This window comes from Streptomyces sp. NPDC025793, from assembly GCF_055558375.1.
This window is the reverse complement of record NZ_JBVHMR010000003.1, coordinates 168,605-185,185: the sequence shown is the minus strand read 5'-3', so window position 1 is coordinate 185,185 and position 16,581 is coordinate 168,605. Positions and strand designations below refer to the sequence as shown.

14 protein-coding genes are annotated in these 16,581 nt (G+C 70.8%); 4 read left to right on the top strand and 10 right to left on the bottom strand.

What is annotated here, in order from left to right:
- The first annotated feature begins 84 nt into the window (after positions 1–84).
- Both ACZ4MF_RS08260 and ACZ4MF_RS08255 read left to right on the top strand, forming a co-directional pair.
- Positions 85–2,337 (top strand): PTS fructose transporter subunit IIABC, encoded by a 2,253-nt coding sequence (locus ACZ4MF_RS08260; RefSeq protein ID WP_467490967.1) that lies wholly within the window; start codon positions 85–87, stop codon positions 2,335–2,337.
- Between the two features lie 122 nt (positions 2,338–2,459).
- Complete coding sequence (locus tag ACZ4MF_RS08255) at positions 2,460–2,711, top strand: hypothetical protein (protein WP_467490965.1); 252 nt, start codon at positions 2,460–2,462, stop codon at positions 2,709–2,711.
- A 72-nt stretch (positions 2,712–2,783) separates the two neighbouring features.
- Here the strand turns inward: ACZ4MF_RS08255 and ACZ4MF_RS08250 are convergent, their stop codons facing one another.
- The 4 genes from ACZ4MF_RS08250 to ACZ4MF_RS08235 all read right to left on the bottom strand — a co-directional run bounded on the left by ACZ4MF_RS08250 (position 2,784) and on the right by ACZ4MF_RS08235 (position 7,358).
- Positions 2,784–3,530: a DUF6227 family protein gene (locus ACZ4MF_RS08250; RefSeq protein WP_467490963.1), complete on the bottom strand. Its 747-nt coding sequence runs from the start codon at positions 3,528–3,530 to the stop codon at positions 2,784–2,786.
- Between the two features lie 157 nt (positions 3,531–3,687).
- Positions 3,688–4,902, bottom strand: a complete 1,215-nt coding sequence (locus ACZ4MF_RS08245; RefSeq protein WP_467491563.1) for a L,D-transpeptidase — start codon at positions 4,900–4,902, stop codon at positions 3,688–3,690.
- Between the two features lie 152 nt (positions 4,903–5,054).
- Positions 5,055–6,083, bottom strand: coding sequence for a P1 family peptidase (locus ACZ4MF_RS08240; RefSeq protein ID WP_467490961.1), 1,029 nt, complete (start codon positions 6,081–6,083; stop codon positions 5,055–5,057).
- 36 nt (positions 6,084–6,119) lie between these two features.
- A complete protein-coding gene (locus ACZ4MF_RS08235) occupies positions 6,120–7,358 on the bottom strand; it encodes a low temperature requirement protein A (protein WP_467490959.1) in 1,239 nt (412 codons plus the stop codon).
- A 91-nt stretch (positions 7,359–7,449) separates the two neighbouring features.
- Here ACZ4MF_RS08235 and ACZ4MF_RS08230 point away from each other — a divergent pair, with 91 nt between their 5' ends.
- Positions 7,450–7,626, top strand: coding sequence for a hypothetical protein (locus ACZ4MF_RS08230; RefSeq protein WP_376287371.1), 177 nt, complete (start codon positions 7,450–7,452; stop codon positions 7,624–7,626).
- A gap of 37 nt (positions 7,627–7,663) precedes the next feature.
- On the opposite strand, the gene mscL is transcribed toward ACZ4MF_RS08230, so the two are convergent.
- The 6 genes from mscL to ACZ4MF_RS08200 all read right to left on the bottom strand — a co-directional run bounded on the left by mscL (position 7,664) and on the right by ACZ4MF_RS08200 (position 13,518).
- Positions 7,664–8,122 carry a large conductance mechanosensitive channel protein MscL gene (gene mscL, locus ACZ4MF_RS08225; RefSeq protein ID WP_467490956.1) on the bottom strand — a complete coding sequence of 153 codons (459 nt, stop codon included), beginning with the start codon at positions 8,120–8,122 and terminating at the stop codon, positions 7,664–7,666.
- Between the two features lie 138 nt (positions 8,123–8,260).
- Positions 8,261–8,872: a hypothetical protein gene (locus tag ACZ4MF_RS08220; protein WP_467490954.1), complete on the bottom strand. Its 612-nt coding sequence runs from the start codon at positions 8,870–8,872 to the stop codon at positions 8,261–8,263.
- A 180-nt stretch (positions 8,873–9,052) separates the two neighbouring features.
- Positions 9,053–9,886, bottom strand: coding sequence for an S-methyl-5'-thioadenosine phosphorylase (locus ACZ4MF_RS08215; RefSeq protein ID WP_467490952.1), 834 nt, complete (start codon positions 9,884–9,886; stop codon positions 9,053–9,055).
- A 99-nt stretch (positions 9,887–9,985) separates the two neighbouring features.
- A complete protein-coding gene (locus tag ACZ4MF_RS08210; protein WP_356036925.1) occupies positions 9,986–10,300 on the bottom strand; it encodes an FmdB family zinc ribbon protein in 315 nt (104 codons plus the stop codon).
- A 67-nt stretch (positions 10,301–10,367) separates the two neighbouring features.
- Positions 10,368–11,663 carry an MFS transporter gene (locus ACZ4MF_RS08205; protein WP_467490950.1) on the bottom strand — a complete coding sequence of 432 codons (1,296 nt, stop codon included), beginning with the start codon at positions 11,661–11,663 and terminating at the stop codon, positions 10,368–10,370.
- 304 nt (positions 11,664–11,967) lie between these two features.
- Positions 11,968–13,518: a potassium/proton antiporter gene (locus tag ACZ4MF_RS08200; RefSeq protein ID WP_467490948.1), complete on the bottom strand. Its 1,551-nt coding sequence runs from the start codon at positions 13,516–13,518 to the stop codon at positions 11,968–11,970.
- 223 nt (positions 13,519–13,741) lie between these two features.
- Here ACZ4MF_RS08200 and ACZ4MF_RS08195 point away from each other — a divergent pair, with 223 nt between their 5' ends.
- Positions 13,742–16,567, top strand: a complete 2,826-nt coding sequence (locus tag ACZ4MF_RS08195) for a penicillin acylase family protein (RefSeq protein WP_467490946.1) — start codon at positions 13,742–13,744, stop codon at positions 16,565–16,567.
- The last annotated feature ends 14 nt before the right edge of the window (positions 16,568–16,581 follow it).

Here is a 16,581-nt window from a genome sequence, read left to right as displayed (position 1 = left end):
CCCGATCCCATGCCCCCACCGCACCCCCGTCCCCCTTTCCGCCCACCCCTCCCCCCGGGCGATACGCGTGCATAGGAGCCCGCGATGAGCGACATGATCACCGCGGACCTGGTCGACCTCGACCTGTCCGCCGACACCAAGGAAGCGGCGGCCCGTGCCCTCGCTGAGCGCATGGTGGCCCAGGGCCGGGTGACCGACCTGGAGGGCTTCCTCGCCGACGTGGCCGCCCGCGAGGCCCAGATGCCGACCGGCCTCGACGGCGGCATCGGCATCCCGCACTGTCGCAGCGCCCATGTCACCGAGCCGACCCTCGCCTTCGGCCGCAGCGCCGCCGGTATCGACTTCGGCGCCCCGGACGGTCCGGCCGACCTGATCTTCCTGATCGCGGCCCCCGCCGGCGCGGACGACGCCCACCTCACGATCCTCTCCTCCCTGGCCCGCCAGCTGATGAACGCCGAGTTCACCTCGGCGCTGCGGGCGGCGTCGGACGCGGAGACGGCGGCGGCACTGATCCGCGGGGACGAGAAGCCGTCGGCTGCGCAGACGGCGGAGACTTCGGGGCAGGGCGCGGACGGTGCGGCAGGCGCGGAGCGCGCGGTGAGCGCCGGGAGCGCGGGTGCGGCCGAGGGCGCGGAGGCCGGCGAGGGCGCCGGTGGCACCGGAGTCGACGAAGGCGCTGGTGGGGGCGCGAAGGTGGCCCCGGGCGCTACTGAGGGCGCCGTGAGCGCCCCCAAGGACACCGCTGCGACGCCGGTGGCGGCCTCCGCCGGCGCCGCAGCGGTCACCACGACGGCGCGGGCGCAGAGCGCGTCCGCCCCGGACTCGGGCGAGCGGCCCTTCCGTATCGTCGCCGTCACCTCCTGCCCGACCGGTATCGCCCACACCTACATGGCGGCCGAGTCCCTGGAGAACGCCGGTCGCGAGGCGGGCGTCGAACTGGTCGTCGAGACGCAGGGCTCGGCCGGCTTCACCCGGCTCGACCCCGAGGCGATCGCGGCGGCGGACGGCGTGATCTTCGCGCACGACGTCCCGGTACGCGACAAGGACCGCTTCGCCGGCAAGCCGACCGTCGACGTCGGTGTGAAGGCCGGCATCAACCGCCCCGCCGAACTCATCGGCGAGGTGCGCGAGAAGGCGGCGCGCGGCGAGACGAGCGCCCCGGCGTCCGCGTCCGGCGGCACGCCGGTCGAGCGCGCGGGCGACTTCACCGAGGGCTACGGCACCAAGCTCCGCAAGTGGCTGATGTCCGGCGTCAGCTACATGGTCCCGTTCGTCGCCGCGGGCGGCCTCCTCATCGCCCTGGGCTTCGCGATCGGCGGCTACAAGATCAACAAGGCGCCGTCGGTGATGGACCACTTCGTGTGGACCCAGGCCGACAGCTGGGGCGCGCTGCTCTTCCAGATCGGCGCCGTGGCCTTCGGCTTCCTGGTCCCGGTCCTGGCCGGCTACATCGCCTACGGCATGGCCGACCGGCCCGGCCTGGTGCCCGGCTTCGTCGGCGGCGCGATCTCACTGACCATCAACGCGGGCTTCCTCGGCGGCCTGGCGGCCGGTCTGATCGCCGGTGGCGTGGTGCTGGCGATCCAGAAGGTGCGGATCCCGGCGGCGTTGCGCGGCATCATGCCGGTGGTGGTGATTCCGCTGATCTCCTCGGCGCTCGTCGGATTCCTGATGTTCGTCGTGATCGGCAAGCCCATCGCATCCGCCCAGAAGGGCCTCACCGACTGGCTGAACGGCCTCACCGGCACCAACGCCGTCCTGCTCGGCGCCCTGCTCGGCCTGATGATGTGCTTCGACCTGGGCGGCCCGGTCAACAAGGTCGCCTACACCTTCGCCACCGCCGGCATCGCGGTCGCCAACCCCAGCGACTCCGCGATGAAGATCATGGCAGCGGTGATGGCGGCCGGCATGGTCCCGCCGCTCGCGATGGCCCTCGCCACCACCGTGCGCGGCAGGCTCTTCACCCAGACCGAGCGCGAGAACGGCAAGGCCGCCTGGGTCCTGGGCGCCTCCTTCATCTCCGAGGGCGCGATCCCGTTCGCCGCGGCCGACCCGCTGCGGGTCATCCCGTCCTCGATGGTGGGCGGCGCGCTCACCGGCGCCCTGTCGATGGCCTTCGGTGCCACCCTGCGCGCCCCCCACGGCGGCATCTTCGTGGTCCCGCTGATCGGCAACCCGTTCCTGTACCTGGTCGCCATCGCGGCCGGCGTCTGCGCCACCACGGCCCTGGTCGTCCTCCTCAAGGGCATGCGCAAGCAGACCCCCGAGTCCACGCCAGGCGGCCCCGCCGCGAACACCACGACCGCGAAGGGCACCAAGCAGCCGGTGGCGGCCTGACCGCCGGCCGCGCCACCCGCCCCGCACCTTGTCCCTTTAGTTCGCTGTGAGTTGTTCACGGCACCTGCGAGATACGTCACGGTCCGGGATCAAAGTCCCGGACCGTGGTGTGTACTGGGCGCATGCCTGAGCACGTCCCGACTCTCCAGCTGATCGGCGTGGCCGTCCTCGCCGTGGCGGCCGTCGTCTGGGCCGTCACCCTGCTGCGCCTGCTGGATCGCGCCGACCTGCGGTCCCCCGTCCGGCGCACCACGAGCCCGCTGCCGGCCCTGCCGCGCCAGACCCGGGTCGGCCCCGAGCTGGAGTCCGTCGAGCTGACCCCCGCCGAACAGGACGCGTTCGCGGGCTTGGCACGGCAACTCGCCGACGGCTGACGGCACAAGGCGCCCACGCCGACCGTGCGCGCGCACCGCGTGCGCTACCCCCGGCGTACGACCCCTGGTGCGCTACCCGTGCCGCGCCGCCCGCCGCTCCATGGCGTCCCGCGCCTCGTCCTCCGACATGTAGACCTCGCACATGTGCCGTCCGTCGGGCGTCGCCGTGTGCTCGACCTCCCACAGGGAGATCTCGCTCTCGTCCGGCAGCAGGAACGCGTGCTCGTACAGCGCGTAGCTCAACCCCACGCGTCCGGCCCGCCCCGGGCGCCCGAACGCCTGCGTGATCTCGTGAGCCGTCGCCGTCGCCAGCAGCGCCGCCGTCTGCGCGCCGGGCCGGTCCGGATTCTCCGCGCGGCGCAGCAGCCGGCGCGCGTGGTCCGCCGAGTCGTCGGAGGCGAACACATGCCGGGGCTCGGGAATCGCCCACAGCCGCATCGGCGCGGGCAGCTCGAACTCCGGCGCGTCCGGCGGCAGCCCGAGCCGGGCCGTGGCCGTCTGCAGCTCCTCGTCGTCGACGTACACCTCGTGTTCCGGTGCGCTGCCCGGCGCGGGGTTGTGGACGAGCTCCCACAGCGTGACCGTCGAGCCGTCGGCGAGCAGCCAGGTGTGCCGGTACGTCTCCCGGTGCAGCCCCGCGCTGTGGTACGCGGAGTGCAGCGAACTGTCGTGCGCCAGCGCACAGTCGAGCTGCCGTATCACGTCGTCGGGCAGCTCGAAGGAGTTCAGGGCACGGCCGAGGAGTCGCGCGAGATGCTCCTCCGGAGACTCGGGCGACTCGGCTGGTTCGTACGCTGCCGTCTCGTACGGAACGCTCAAGACATCTCCCGGCGTTGCTGCATGTCACCTTGTGGGTGCATACCGTAGCCCCTCGATCGGACATCATGTCCGGGAACCGAGAAAACGTACGCCGGGAAAACGCGCGGGCCGCGCGAGAAGTTCCCGCGCGGCCCCACATCACGTCAAAAGTCGCCGCTCAGACGGCACTTCCGGCGGTCCAGGCGCTCCACGACATGTTCCAGCCGTTCAGCCCGTTGTCCGGGGCGACCGTCGTGTCCGGGGAGTTCTTCACGATCACGACGTCCCCGACGAGCGAGTTGTCGAAGAACCACTTGGCCTGAGTGTCACCCTGCGCCCCCTGCACGTCCGCGAGCCCGACACAGCCGTGGCTGGTGCCCGAGCGCCCGAAGGGCGGGTTGCCCTTGTTGTACCAGTAGTTGCCGTGGATGAACGTCCCCGACGAGGTCAGCCGCATCGCGTGCGGCACGTCCGGGATGTCGTACTCCCCGCCGAAGCCGACCGTCGAGCCGTTCATGCGGGTCTGCACGAACTTCTCGGCGATCACCATCTGCCCGTTGTACGTCGTGTGCTCCGCGCTGCCCGCGGAGATCGGCACCGACTTGATCGTCCGGCCGTCCCGCACGACCGTCATCGTCTGCGAGCCGGCGTCGACCGTGGACACCTGCGCGCGCCCGACCGTGAAGGTGACGGTCTTCTTCTGTACCCCGTAGACACCGTTCGCGCCCTGGACCCCGTCCAGGTCGATCTTCATCGTGACCTTGGAGCCGGCCTTCCAGTACTCCTGCGGCCGGAAGTCCAGGCGCTGGTTCCCGAACCAGTGCCCGACCACCTGCTGACCACTGCTGGAGTTGACCGTGATGTGCGACTGCACGGCCTTCTTGTCGGTGATCGCCTTGTCGAAGGTGAACGACACCGGCATGCCCACTCCGACCGTGCTGCCGTCGTCCGGCGTGTAGGTGCCGATGAAGCTGTTCGCCGAGGTGACGGTGGTGAAGATGGAATTGGCCGCCGCGGTACGCCCGTTCGCGTCCTTCGCGGTCGCGGCGATCTGGTACTTCGTCCCGCGGTCCAGCTGCTCCTTCGGCTTCCAGGTGCTGCCGTCCGCCGATATCGCCCCGGCCACGGTCTGCCCGGTCCCCGACACGGTCATCTTCACGTCCGTCAGCTTGCCGTCGCTGACCTTCACGCCGGTCGCGTTGACGGACGCGCTGGTCGAACCGTCCTTCGCCGAGATCATGATCTTCGCGGTGGACGTCTTGGGGGAGTCCTTGCCGCCCTTGTCGTCGGTGGCGTTGGCGCTGCCACCACAGGCGGTCAGGGTGAGGGTGCCGACCATCAGGGCGGCACAGGCCCCCAGTACGCGCCGCGCTGCAATGTCCGGCGTTGTCACGGGCTGCTCCAGGTTCATGTGATGTGCGTGATCCGTTCCAGTGCGTGAAGAAAGAGTGCTCCGGCACACGGGTAGGTTCCCGCCGGCTCCCCTGAACGCCATCACGTGACAGAACCGCGACAATCCGGCCCCGCCGGACCCCCGCACCGCCCCTACCGCTCCTCGTACAACTCCCCGTACGACGGCCACACTCCGCCCGGCCCGTCGACCGACTCGGCGGCCCGCACACCCCGGACGATCGCGCGCGTCACGAGATCCGCGCCGGCGGCCAGGATGTCGTTGAGCGCCAGGGGATGTCCGTCGAGCGGGCGCGCGCCGGTCGCCAGCGCGAACACCGTGTCCCCGTCGTGCAGGAGGTGCACCGGACGCACGGCGCGCGCGATGCCGTCGTGCGCCGTCCCCGCCAGCTTCTGCGCCTGCGCCTTGGAGAGGTCCGCGTCGGTCGCGACCACCGCCAGCGTCGTGTTGAGCGGGGGCGGCGCGTTCCTGGCGGCGGCTTCGTCGAGCCGTCGGCGCGCGGCCGCCACCACGTGCTCCTGCGGATACTCCACCCGCCCCCGCAGCAACAACTCTCCGTACAGCGCCCCCGTACCGGTGTCCACCACGGCACCCGCGGCGTTCACGACCGCCAGCGCGGCCACGGTGACGCCCGAGTCGAGCACCGTGCTCGCGGTTCCCACCCCGCCCTTCAGCCGCCCCGCCACGGCGCCCGCGCCGGCCCCGACACACCCCTCGGGCACCTGGGAGCCCGGGGCGGTCACCGCCGCGGCCTCCACCGCCGCGCGGCCCGTCGCCGCGTCGGGCCGCGCGCGGAAGTCTCCCCCGCGCCCCAGGTCGAAGAGGCACGCGGCGGGCACGACCGGCACGACGTGCGCCGGGTCCGGCCCCACCCGCACTCCGCGCGAGCGCTCCTCCAGCCAGGCCATCACCCCGGACGCCGCGTCGAGCCCGTAGGCACTGCCCCCGGTCAGCACGATCGCGTCGACCCGCTGCACCACGTTGCGCGGGTCGAGCGCATCGGTCTCCTTCGTGCCCGGGCCGCCGCCGCGCACGTCCACGGCGGTGACGGCGCCGCCCTCGGGAGCGAGGACGACGGTGGTGCCGGTGAGCCAGCCGTCCCCGGTGCGGGTGGCGTGTCCCACCCGCACCCCGGCGACGTCCGTCAATGCGTCAACTGTCATGGGGGCAAGTGTGGCCGCCCGGGCACCGGCGAGGGCTCAGTGGGCCGATGCGCCGGCGCTCGCCGCACGCTCCCGGCCGGCCATGCGCGCCGTCAGCGTCACTCCGGTCGCCACCGCGCCGGCGCAGACGAGCCCGGCCGCGAGCACCGCCCAGTGGCCCAGGAAGGTGCAGCAGATCACCAGCAGCGCCGTGCCCGGCAGCACCAGCTGCTGGGCGATACCGACCTTGAAGTGCCGCGAATGCAGCGCCCAGACGGTCAGCAGATACAGCGCCGTGGGCAGGGTCACCGCTGCCGAGGCGGACAGCGTGGAGATGTGGGTCTTGCCGACCGCCTGCTCCACCGCGACCTCCAGGCCGGCGCCGATCGCCGCGGCCGACGCGAAGATCAGGTAGTGGCCGTAACCCCACAGGAACGCCTGCCCGTTGGAGCGCAGGTGACCGTGGATGGGCACCACGAAGTAGATCCACCACGCGGAGAAGACGATGAGCAGGCCGCCCGCCGCGATCGGCAGCAGCTCGCCCAGCGCGCTGTGCTCGTTCACCGCCGACTTCACGGCGATCGTCGCCGCGGAGATCGTCTCGCCGAGCACGATGATGGTGAACAGGCCGTACCGCTCGGCGATGTGATGCGGGTGCCAGGAGGTCGTGCTGCTCTTCTCGGCGTACAGCGGCACGCACATCTCCGCGATCGCCATCACGAGGAACACCCAGGGCCGGGCGGGCCCGGGCAGGACCACCAGCCCGGTCCAGCCGACCTGGCACAGCAGCACACCGCACGCGTAACGGAGCGCCATCGTTCTCTCCGCGCCGGTGGCCGCTCTCGCGGCTCTCAGCCACTGTGCGGCCATCGCCAGCCGCATGATCAGGTAGCCGAGCCAGACCATCAGGTAGTCGTGACGCTGGAAGGCCTGGGACACACCGGCGGCCAGCACCAGGACACCGGCGATCTGCACCAGGGTGACGACCCGGTAGAGGGCGTCGTCGTTGTCGTACGCCGAGGCGAACCAGGTGAAGTTCATCCAGGCCCACCAGATGGCGAAGAACTGCATGGCGTAGTTGAGGATTCCGCCGCCGGCGTGCCCTTCGGCGACGGCGTGGACCAGTTGTACGCCCGCCTGCGCGATCGCCACGACGAAGCACAGGTCGAAGAACAGCTCTAGCGGGGAGGCGACCCGGTGCGCTTCGTCGCGCCCGCGCGAGGTGAGCCTTCGCAGGAGCCCGGGGGGCCGGGGTGCGCCCGAGGAGGCGGGCGCCGGAGCGGAACTCGACGTCATGCCTCCCAGGACAGCAGAAATCCGCCCCGAAATCTTGTGAACGGATTCACAAATGCCCTGGCCGCCGGGGGCGGGGCCGTACCCTTGGGGCATGAGCACCGCCCCCGAATCCGAGCCCCGCGACCCGAAGCCCGCGCTGGTCTTCGACGACCCGCTGGACCAGCAGTCCTCGGACGACACCGACCGCGGATGGGGCGAGCGCACGGACGGTGACAGCGCCGCCGACCTGTTGCGCTTCCTCGACGAGAAGCCGCCCCACCACCTCTGAGCCCGCCGCCACCTCCCAGCCCCGCGCGGCGGCGCCGCTAGCGTTCGTCGTGCCCCGACCCGCGCTGGGCGACCAGCGCGTCGCGGATCTCCTTGAGCACCTCCAGCTCGGTCACCTCGATGACCTCCTTCGTGCCCTCCCGCGCGGCCTTCTGCGCCGACTGCCGGGCCAGGTACTTCGACATCGGCAGGACCATCAGGAAGTACACGACTGCCGCGGTGATCAGGAAGTTGAGCGTGGCACCGAGGACGGAACCCCACATGATGTGGATGCCGTGGTCGGCACCGCACGTGGAGCTCAGGCAGGAGCTGTAGTTGTCCAGGCTCTTGGTGCCGAAGGCGCCGACCAGCGGGTTGATGACTCCCTTCACGACCGAGTTCACGATGCTCGTGAAGGCCGCGCCGATGACCACCGCGACTGCCAGATCGACGACGTTGCCGCGCATCAGGAAGGCCTTGAAGCCCTGCCAGACGCTCGGTTCCTTCTTCGCGCTCACCTCGGGGACACTCCTCGCGTGCACAGGTTGTGGAACGAAACGCTCCGCAACCTACGGCACGGTGCGGCCATTGTGTCCAGTCCCGTCGCTCGATCAAGCGACTTGACAGCAAGCCGCCGAAGAATCGTCCCAGTCGGTTCAGCACAGCGTCACCGCCAGGCGGGCCGTGGCGCTCGCGCCGACGAGCCGGGCCGCCGTGGCGCGCGGTACCGACAGCACCACCAGCGCCCCGCTCTCGGCCCCGCCGTCCAAAGGCTCCGGAACCCTGGTCACGCGCACACCGCGCGCGAGCACTCGGGCGACGCCCCCGGCCGACGGGTCCTCCGCGGCGATCACGTCGACGCGGTCGCCGGGCCGTAGCAGCCGGACCGTGGCGGCGTCGGCGATCCGCACGGGTGCCGTCACCACCTCCACCGGCGCATGCCGCCGTACAGGGGCGGTGACCGGATGACCGCGGGGCTGTTCCGCGCCGTGCGGTGCGGTCGCCGTGCGCGGCCCGGCCGCGACGAGGGCGGCCGCGGTCACCGCGAGGCCGGCCGTGATGGCCCGCCTGCGGTGTCGTACGAGCCGTTGCAGCTGATACCGCCCGCCGCGCACCCACACCGGAGGGAACTGCGGGACCTCACACGTCGCGGGGGCGTCCGTGCCGAGCGGACGCGGGAGCCGGATGGGAGGCGGACAGGGGAGAGGAGCGGGAGGGGGCGAGGACGGAGCGGGGGGCGACGAGGGGGACGACGAGGACCAAGGCATGGGACACCACCGCCTGCGACGAGGAATTCGGCTTGCGATGCCACGATGGGACATCACGCCGAATCCCGTCGGAGCCGGTGGAAGACCGACGGGTTGTGGACAACTCGGCCATCCGAACGGGGAATTCCGCCGCCTTGTCCACAGGTCCGGCCGTGAACCGGCCCGCAATCGGCCGGTGTCCTACGGCAGTTCGAAGCCCGGGTCCATCCCGCCCAGCGCGTTCCCGCACGGGCAGTCCCGCTCCCCGGCCCCGGGCAGCGCCGCCACCGCGTCGAACAGCACACCGCGCAACCGGTCCACGTTGGCGGCGAACACCTCCAGCACCTCCTCGTGCGAGACGCCTTCGCCGGTCTCGGCGCCCGCGTCGAGGTCGGTGACCAAGGTCAGCGACGTGTAGCACAGCTCCAGTTCCCGGGCGAGCGCCGCTTCCGGGTGGCCCGTCATGCCCACGACCGACCAGCCCTGCGCCTGGTGCCACAACGATTCGGCACGCGTCGAGAAGCGCGGCCCCTCGACCACGACCAGCGTGCCGCCGTCCACCGGTTCCCAGTTCCGGCCGCGGGCCGCCTTCAGCGCGGCGGCGCGTCCGGCGGGGCAGTAGGGGTCGGCCATGGAGACGTGCACGACGTTCGGCACCGTGCCGTCGGGCAGCGGCAGCCCGTCGAAGTACGTCTGCGCCCTGGACTTCGTACGGTCCACCATCTGGTCCGGCACGAGCAGGGTGCCGGGGCCGTACTCGGGGCGCAGCCCGCCCACCGCGCACGGGCCGAGCACCTGACGGGCGCCGACGGAGCGCAGCGCCCACAGGTTGGCGCGGTAGTTGATGCGGTGCGGCGGAAGGTGGTGGCCGCGGCCGTGCCGGGGCAGGAAGGCGACCCGCCGGCCGGCGATCTCGCCGAGGAAGAGGGAGTCGCTGGGCGGCCCGTAGGGGGTGTCCACCTGGACCTCGGTCACGTCCTCGAGGAACGAGTAGAAGCCTGAGCCGCCGATTACACCGATCTCTGCGTTCGCCATGGTCAGCACACTAGCTGTCGGTGAAAGAGCGGGGGAGGCGGTGCCCGGAAACGCCGGAAACCCTGCCGTCGCGCGACGGCAGGGTGCGGTGTGAGCGGGTCAGGCGGCGGAGCTCTTGGCGGAGCTCGACGAGGAGGAGGACGGCTTCGCGTCGGACGACGAGGACGTGGTGCCCGACGACGTGGTGCTCGACGACGAGCCGGACGGCTTGGACGCCGGGCTGCTGCTCGACGTGGAGCCGCGGGAGTCGTTGCGGTAGAAGCCGGAGCCCTTGAAGACGATGCCTACCGCGGAGAACACCTTCTTCAGGCGGCCACCGCAGTTGGGGCACTCGGTCAGGGCGTCGTCGGTGAACTTCTGCACCGCCTCGAGGCCCTCGCCGCACTCGGTGCACTGGTACTGGTAGGTCGGCACTGTCTTCCTCCTGGCACTCTCACTCGATGAGTGCTAACGACGGTCCATAGTGACGTATTCCCGGGGATCAGTCCACCGTCACCGGCACGCGGTGACCGACGCCACGTGCGACGGTGACGTTCCGCCGGGGTGCGACCAGCCGCGATCGCAGCGTCACCAGGGTCACCAGCGCGAGCACGGTGCCCGCCGCCGGCACCAGGAATCCGGCACCGTTCCACAGCCGGTCCTCGAGCTGGCCGGCGACGGTGACGGCGGCCGCCTGCCCGAGCGCGACCGCGCCGGTCAGCCAGGTGAAGGCCTCTGTGCGGGCAGCGGCCGGCACCAGGCCCTCGACCAGCGTGTAACCGGTGATCAGCGCCGGTGCGATGGACATGCCGACGAGCAGGCCGAGCCCGGCGAGCAGCAGGACCGAGTGTGCCGTCCACAGGGCGCACGCGGTGATCGCGAGCGCCGTGTAGCCGGCGACCATGCGGTGCCGGGGCGCGACCTTCCACGCGACCGCGCCGCAGACGATGCCGGACAGCATGTTTCCGGCGGCGAAGACGCCGTACAGGACGCCGTTCAGGCCGGGCTCGCCGATCGACTCGGTGAACGCCGCCAGCGACACCTGCATGCCGCCGAAGACGGAACCGATCCCGAGGAACGTCACGACCAGCACGCGCACGCCGGGCACGCGCAGCGCGGAGGCGTGCTGCACGCGCGCGTGCCCGGTCTCCGCGGTGACCTGCGGCTGCGTGCTCCTCTGCGCGGCGAACAGCAGACCGCCGACGAGCGTCAGCGCGCCCTCGGTGACCAGGCCCGCCGCGGGCGTCACGGCGGTGCACAGCGCGGTCGCCAGCAGCGGACCGAAGACGAAGGTCAGCTCGTCCGTGACCGACTCGAACGCCGCCGCGGTGGTCATCAGGGGCGAACCCTGGAGCTTCACGCCCCAGCGCGCCCGCACCATCGGGCCGACCTGCGGCACCGAGGCGCCGGTCGGGACGGCCGCCAGGAAGAGCGCCCACAGCGGCGCGTGCGCCAGCGCGAGCGCCGTCAGAGTCAGGCCCGACAGCGTGTGCACCAGAACGCCGGGGACCAGCACGGCACGCTGGCCGTAGCGGTCGGCGAGACGGCCGCTGTACGGCGCGAACAGCGCCATGGACACCCCGGTCGCGGCCGCTGCGGCGCCCGCCGCACCGTACGAGCCGGTGGTGTGCTGCACGAGCAGCACGATCGAGAGGGTGAGCATCGCGAACGGCTGGCGCGCGGCGAAACCGGGGAGCAGGAACGTCCAGGCGCCGCGGGTGCGCAGCAGCTGTCCGTAGCCCGGGCGGGACGACGCCGGCGGGTTCTCCGCCGACTCGGTGGTGACCGTGGATTCCACGGCCCGTGCCTTTCTTCCGCCTGGTAGCGCGCCCGTGCGGGGGCGCCGAGAGCTGTCCTCTTGCGCGGAACTGCGGTAGATACCGGTGCCACTGCGGAGGGCGTTCCGGCCGCCATACGGTCGCGCCAGCTCTGCATCAGACAGAGTTGGTTCGATCTGGGTGCCTTGATACTACAGGGAGCAAGGGCTTGTGCACCTGTGAAAACGAGCACGGTCGGGCCTGTTCACCTGTGATTGGCGCGGGCGTGAATCATACGAAACGCACCCGTAACGCACGCCTTCCCCGCTCCCGTGCACCCCGCGCTCACCGCCAGGCGGTCGCCCCGCTCACGCCCAGCCACCCCGCCAGCTTGCCGCCGTGGGCGACCGCGCGCAGCCGCCGTTCCGTCGCGTCGCGCACCGGGTCGGTGGCGACGACCAGCAGTTCGTCGCCCTGGCGCAGCACGGTCGTCGGCAGCGGAACGAACGATTTTGCATCGCGGACGACGAGCGTGACGGCGGCTCCGGCCGGCAGCCGCAGTTCGTTGACCTCGACGCCGTGCATCCGGGAGCCCTCGGGGATCGAGACGGAGAGCAGGTGTCCGCGCAGCCGCTCCAGAGGCGCGGACTCGATGCCGAGGTCCGCGGCCTCGCCCTTCTCGCCCAGCCGCAGCGTGCGTGCCAGCCAGGGCAGGGTCGGCCCCTGGACCAGGGTGTAGACCACGACCAGGACGAAGACGATGTTGAAGATGCGGCGGCTGCCGGCGACGCCGTTCACCATCGGGATGGTCGCCAGGATGATGGGCACGGCGCCGCGCAGTCCCGCCCACGACATGAGCGTCTGCTCCTGCCACGCCACGCGGAACGGCGCGAGGCTGAGGATCACGCTCAGCGGGCGGGCCACCATGGTCAGGGCCAGGCCTATGACCAGGGCGGGCCAGACGTCGTCGCCCAGCTCGTGCGGGGTGACCAGCAGGCCGAGCAGGACGAACATGCCGATCTGGGCGATCCAGCCGAGCCCCTCGGCGAAGCCGCGCGTGGCGGGCCAGTGCGGGAGCTTGGCGTTGCCGAGCACCATCGAGGCCAGGTAGACGGCCAGGAAGCCGCTGCCGTGCCCCAGGGCGCCGGCGGCGTACGCGGTGACGGCGATGGCCAGCACGGCGATGGGGTAGAGGCCCGAGGCGGGCAGGGCCACGCGCTTGAGCCCCCAGGAGCCGATCCAGCCCACCGCGAGCCCTATGGCGGCGCCGACCGCCAGCTCCAGAAGTATCCGGCCCAGCAGGACGTACCAGTGCTCGACGGGTCCCGCCGTGGAGAAGGCGACGACCAGGATGACCACCGGGGCGTCGTTGAAGCCGGACTCCGCCTCCAGCGTGCCCGTCACGCGCGCGGGGAGAGGAATCCTGCGTAGCACGGAGAAGACCGCCGCCGCGTCCGTCGACGACACCACCGCACCGATGATGAGCGCCTGGCGCCACTCCAGCCCGACCAGATAGTGCGCGCCCGCCGCCGTGACGCCCACGCTGACGGCCACGCCGACGGTCGCCAGGACGGAGGCGGAGGCCAGGACCGGGCGGACCTCTTTCCACTTCGTGCCGAGGCCGCCCTCGGCGAGGATCACGACCAGGGCCGCGTACCCGATGACCTGGGTCGTCGCGGCGCTGTTGAAGTGGATGTGCCCGATGCCGTCCTGGCCCATGAGGATGCCGATCCCCAGGTACACGAGCAGGCTGGGGAGCCCGCTGCGCGAGGAGATCCGGACGGCCGCGACGGCGACGAGCAGGACCAGGGAGCAGACGAGCAGGAGCTGGTCGAGGTGGTGGACAGTCAGCGGCGGTTCCCTTCCTTGGCCCGCGCGCGAAGCGCGCGGACACACGTACACAAGATCCGAGGCTGCGGCACGCCGCACCCAGGTACTTCGTTACCTTACCTAACTCTTGACGCTTTCTTGACGCTCACCGAGGCAAGATCGAACGTTCGTACACGCTGGTTCCCCACTCCGCGTCAAGCGGGACAGGGCCCTGCGCCTATGGTTGCTCCAGCGCTCATTCAAAGTCACAGCCCGACCTGCCGCTCGCGTTAGGACAGCAAGGACAGCGATGCCCCCGAATACCACCGCCACAACGGGTGACAAGCCCGCCAAGTCCGGCAGGAAGAAGGGGCGCAGAGCCCGACTGATCGTGCTGGTGCTGGTCCTGGCCGTCATCGGCGGCATCGCCTACGGGGCGTACTGGTCGATCAGCACCGTGCGCGCCTCCTTCCCGCAGACCACGGGTTCGCTCACGCTCCAGGGCCTGTCCGGGCCGGTGGACGTGAAGCGGGACGGCAACGGCATCCCGCAGATCTACGCGTCCTCCGACACGGACCTGTTCATGGCGCAGGGCTACGTGCAGGCGCAGGACCGGTTCTACGAGATGGACGTGCGCCGGCACATGACCTCCGGGCGCCTGTCGGAGATGTTCGGCAAGAGCCAGGTCAAGAACGACGAGTTCCTGCGCACCCTCGGCTGGGACCGGATCGCCAAGCAGGAGTACGACACCAAGCTGTCGGCCTCCACGAAGAAGTACCTCGACGCGTATGCCAAAGGTGTCAACGCCTACCTCCAGGGCAAGGACGGCAAGGACATCTCCCTGGAGTACGCGGCGCTGGGCCTCACCAACGACTACACGCCGCAGCCGTGGACCCCGGTCGACTCCGTCTCCTGGCTCAAGGCGATGGCCTGGGACCTGCGCGGCAACATGAAGGACGAGATCGACCGCGCGCTGATGGCGAGCCGGCTCGGCCCGCAGCAGATCAAGGACCTGTACCCCGAGTACCCCTACAGCCGTAACAAGCCGATCGTGCAGGAGGGTCAGTACAACGAGCTGACCAGGACCTTCCAGCAGAGCGGCGCCGCGGGCGGCTCCCAGGGCGCAGGCGTGACGGGTGCGACCGGCACGACCCGCGCCGGCACGGGCTCCACGCGCGCCTCTGCGGGCGCGACGGGTACGACCGGCTCCGCCACCTCGGGCGCGACGGGATCGTCGCTCACGAGCCAGCTGGGGGGCCTCTACAAGGTCCTGGACAACGTCCCGACCGCCGTCGGCGTGAACGGCCAGGGCATCGGCTCCAACTCCTGGGTCGTCTCCGGGAAGTACACCATCACCGGCAAGCCGCTGCTCGCCAACGACCCGCACCTGTCGGCGTCCCTGCCGTCCGTCTGGTACCAGACGGGCCTGCACTGCCGGACCGTCTCCGCCCAGTGCCAGTACGACGTCAGCGGGTACACCTTCGCCGGCATGCCAGGCGTGATAATCGGTCACAACGCCGACATCGCCTGGGGCATGACCAATTCCGGGGTCGACGTGACCGACCTCTACCTCGAGAAGGTCACCGCGAACGGCTACCTGTACGACGGCAAGGTCCGGCCCTTCCAGACCCGCGAGGAGACCATCAAGGTCGCCGGCGGCTCGTCCAAGACGATCGTCGTCCGCCAGACCCAGGACGGGATGCCGCTGCTGTCCGACCGGGACGACGAACTCGTCCAGGTCGGCAGGAAGGCCACGGTCAACACCGCCGCGCCCGACCGCGGTGACGGCTACGGCGTCGCCCTGCGGTGGACCGCGCTCGACCCGAGCACCTCCATGGACGCCGTCTTCGCCCTCGACAGGGCCTCCGGCTGGAGCGAGTTCCGCCAGGCCGCCGCCCTGTTCGACGTGCCGTCCCAGAACCTCATCTACGCCGACACCAACAACAACATCGGCTACACGCTGCCCGGAAAGATCCCCACGCGCTCCTCGGTGGACGACGGCTCCGTCCCGGCGCCGGGATGGGAGTCGAAGTACCGCTGGACCGGCTTCGTCAAGCAGGGCGAGCTCCCCTACGAGTACAACCCCAAGCGCGGCTACATCGTCACCGCCAACCAGGCCGTGGTCGACAAGGGCAAGTACCCGTACACGCTGACCACGGACTGGGGCTACGGCACGCGCAGCCAGCGCATCACCGACCTGATCGAGTCCAAGATCAAGGACGGCGGCAAGATCTCGACCGACGACATGCGGCAGATGCAGCTGGACAACAGCAGCGAGATCGCCAAGCTCCTGGTGCCGAAGCTGCTGAAGATCAACCTGGACGACAAGAACGTGCGCCAGGCGCAGAAGCTGCTGGAGGGCTGGGACTACACCCAGGACTCCGACTCCGCGGCGGCCGCGTACTTCAACTCGGTCTGGCGCAACGTCCTCAAGCTCGCCTTCGGCAACAAGATGCCCAAGGAACTGCGCGTCAAGGGTCAGTGTCTGTGGGTCGACAAGATCGACAGCACCGGTCCGGTCGACGACAACACCAAGGTGCGCGAGTGCGGTGAGCGCGACGCCGACCAGGCGCAGCCGGACGGCGGCGACCGCTGGTTCGAGGTCGTGCGCAACCTGATGGACAAGCCGGACAGCGACTGGTGGAAGACGCCCAAGTCGGGCACCCGTCCCGCCGCGAACAACATGGACCAGCTCTTCGCCCGCGCGATGATCGACGCCCGCTGGGAGCTGACCGCCAAGCTCGGCAAGGACATCGACACCTGGAGCTGGGGCCGGCTGCACCGCCTGTTCCTGAAGAACCAGACGCTCGGCACCGACGGCCCCCAGGTCCTGCAGTACATCCTCAACAGGGGCCCCTGGAAGCTCAGCGGCGGCGAGGCCACGGTCAACGCGACCGGCTGGAACGCCGCGGGCGGCTACGGCGTCGTCTGGGTGCCGTCGATGCGGATGGTCGTGAACCTCGCCGACTTCGACAAGTCCAAGTGGATCAACCTGACCGGCGCCTCCGGGCACGCCTTCAGCGCGCACTACACGGACCAGACGAGCCTGTGGACCAAGGGGGAGCTGCTGCCCTGGTCGTTCTCGGCCACGGCGGTCGACAAGAGCACGAGCGACACGCTCACCCTGAAGCCGTGAGCACCTGACGGCAC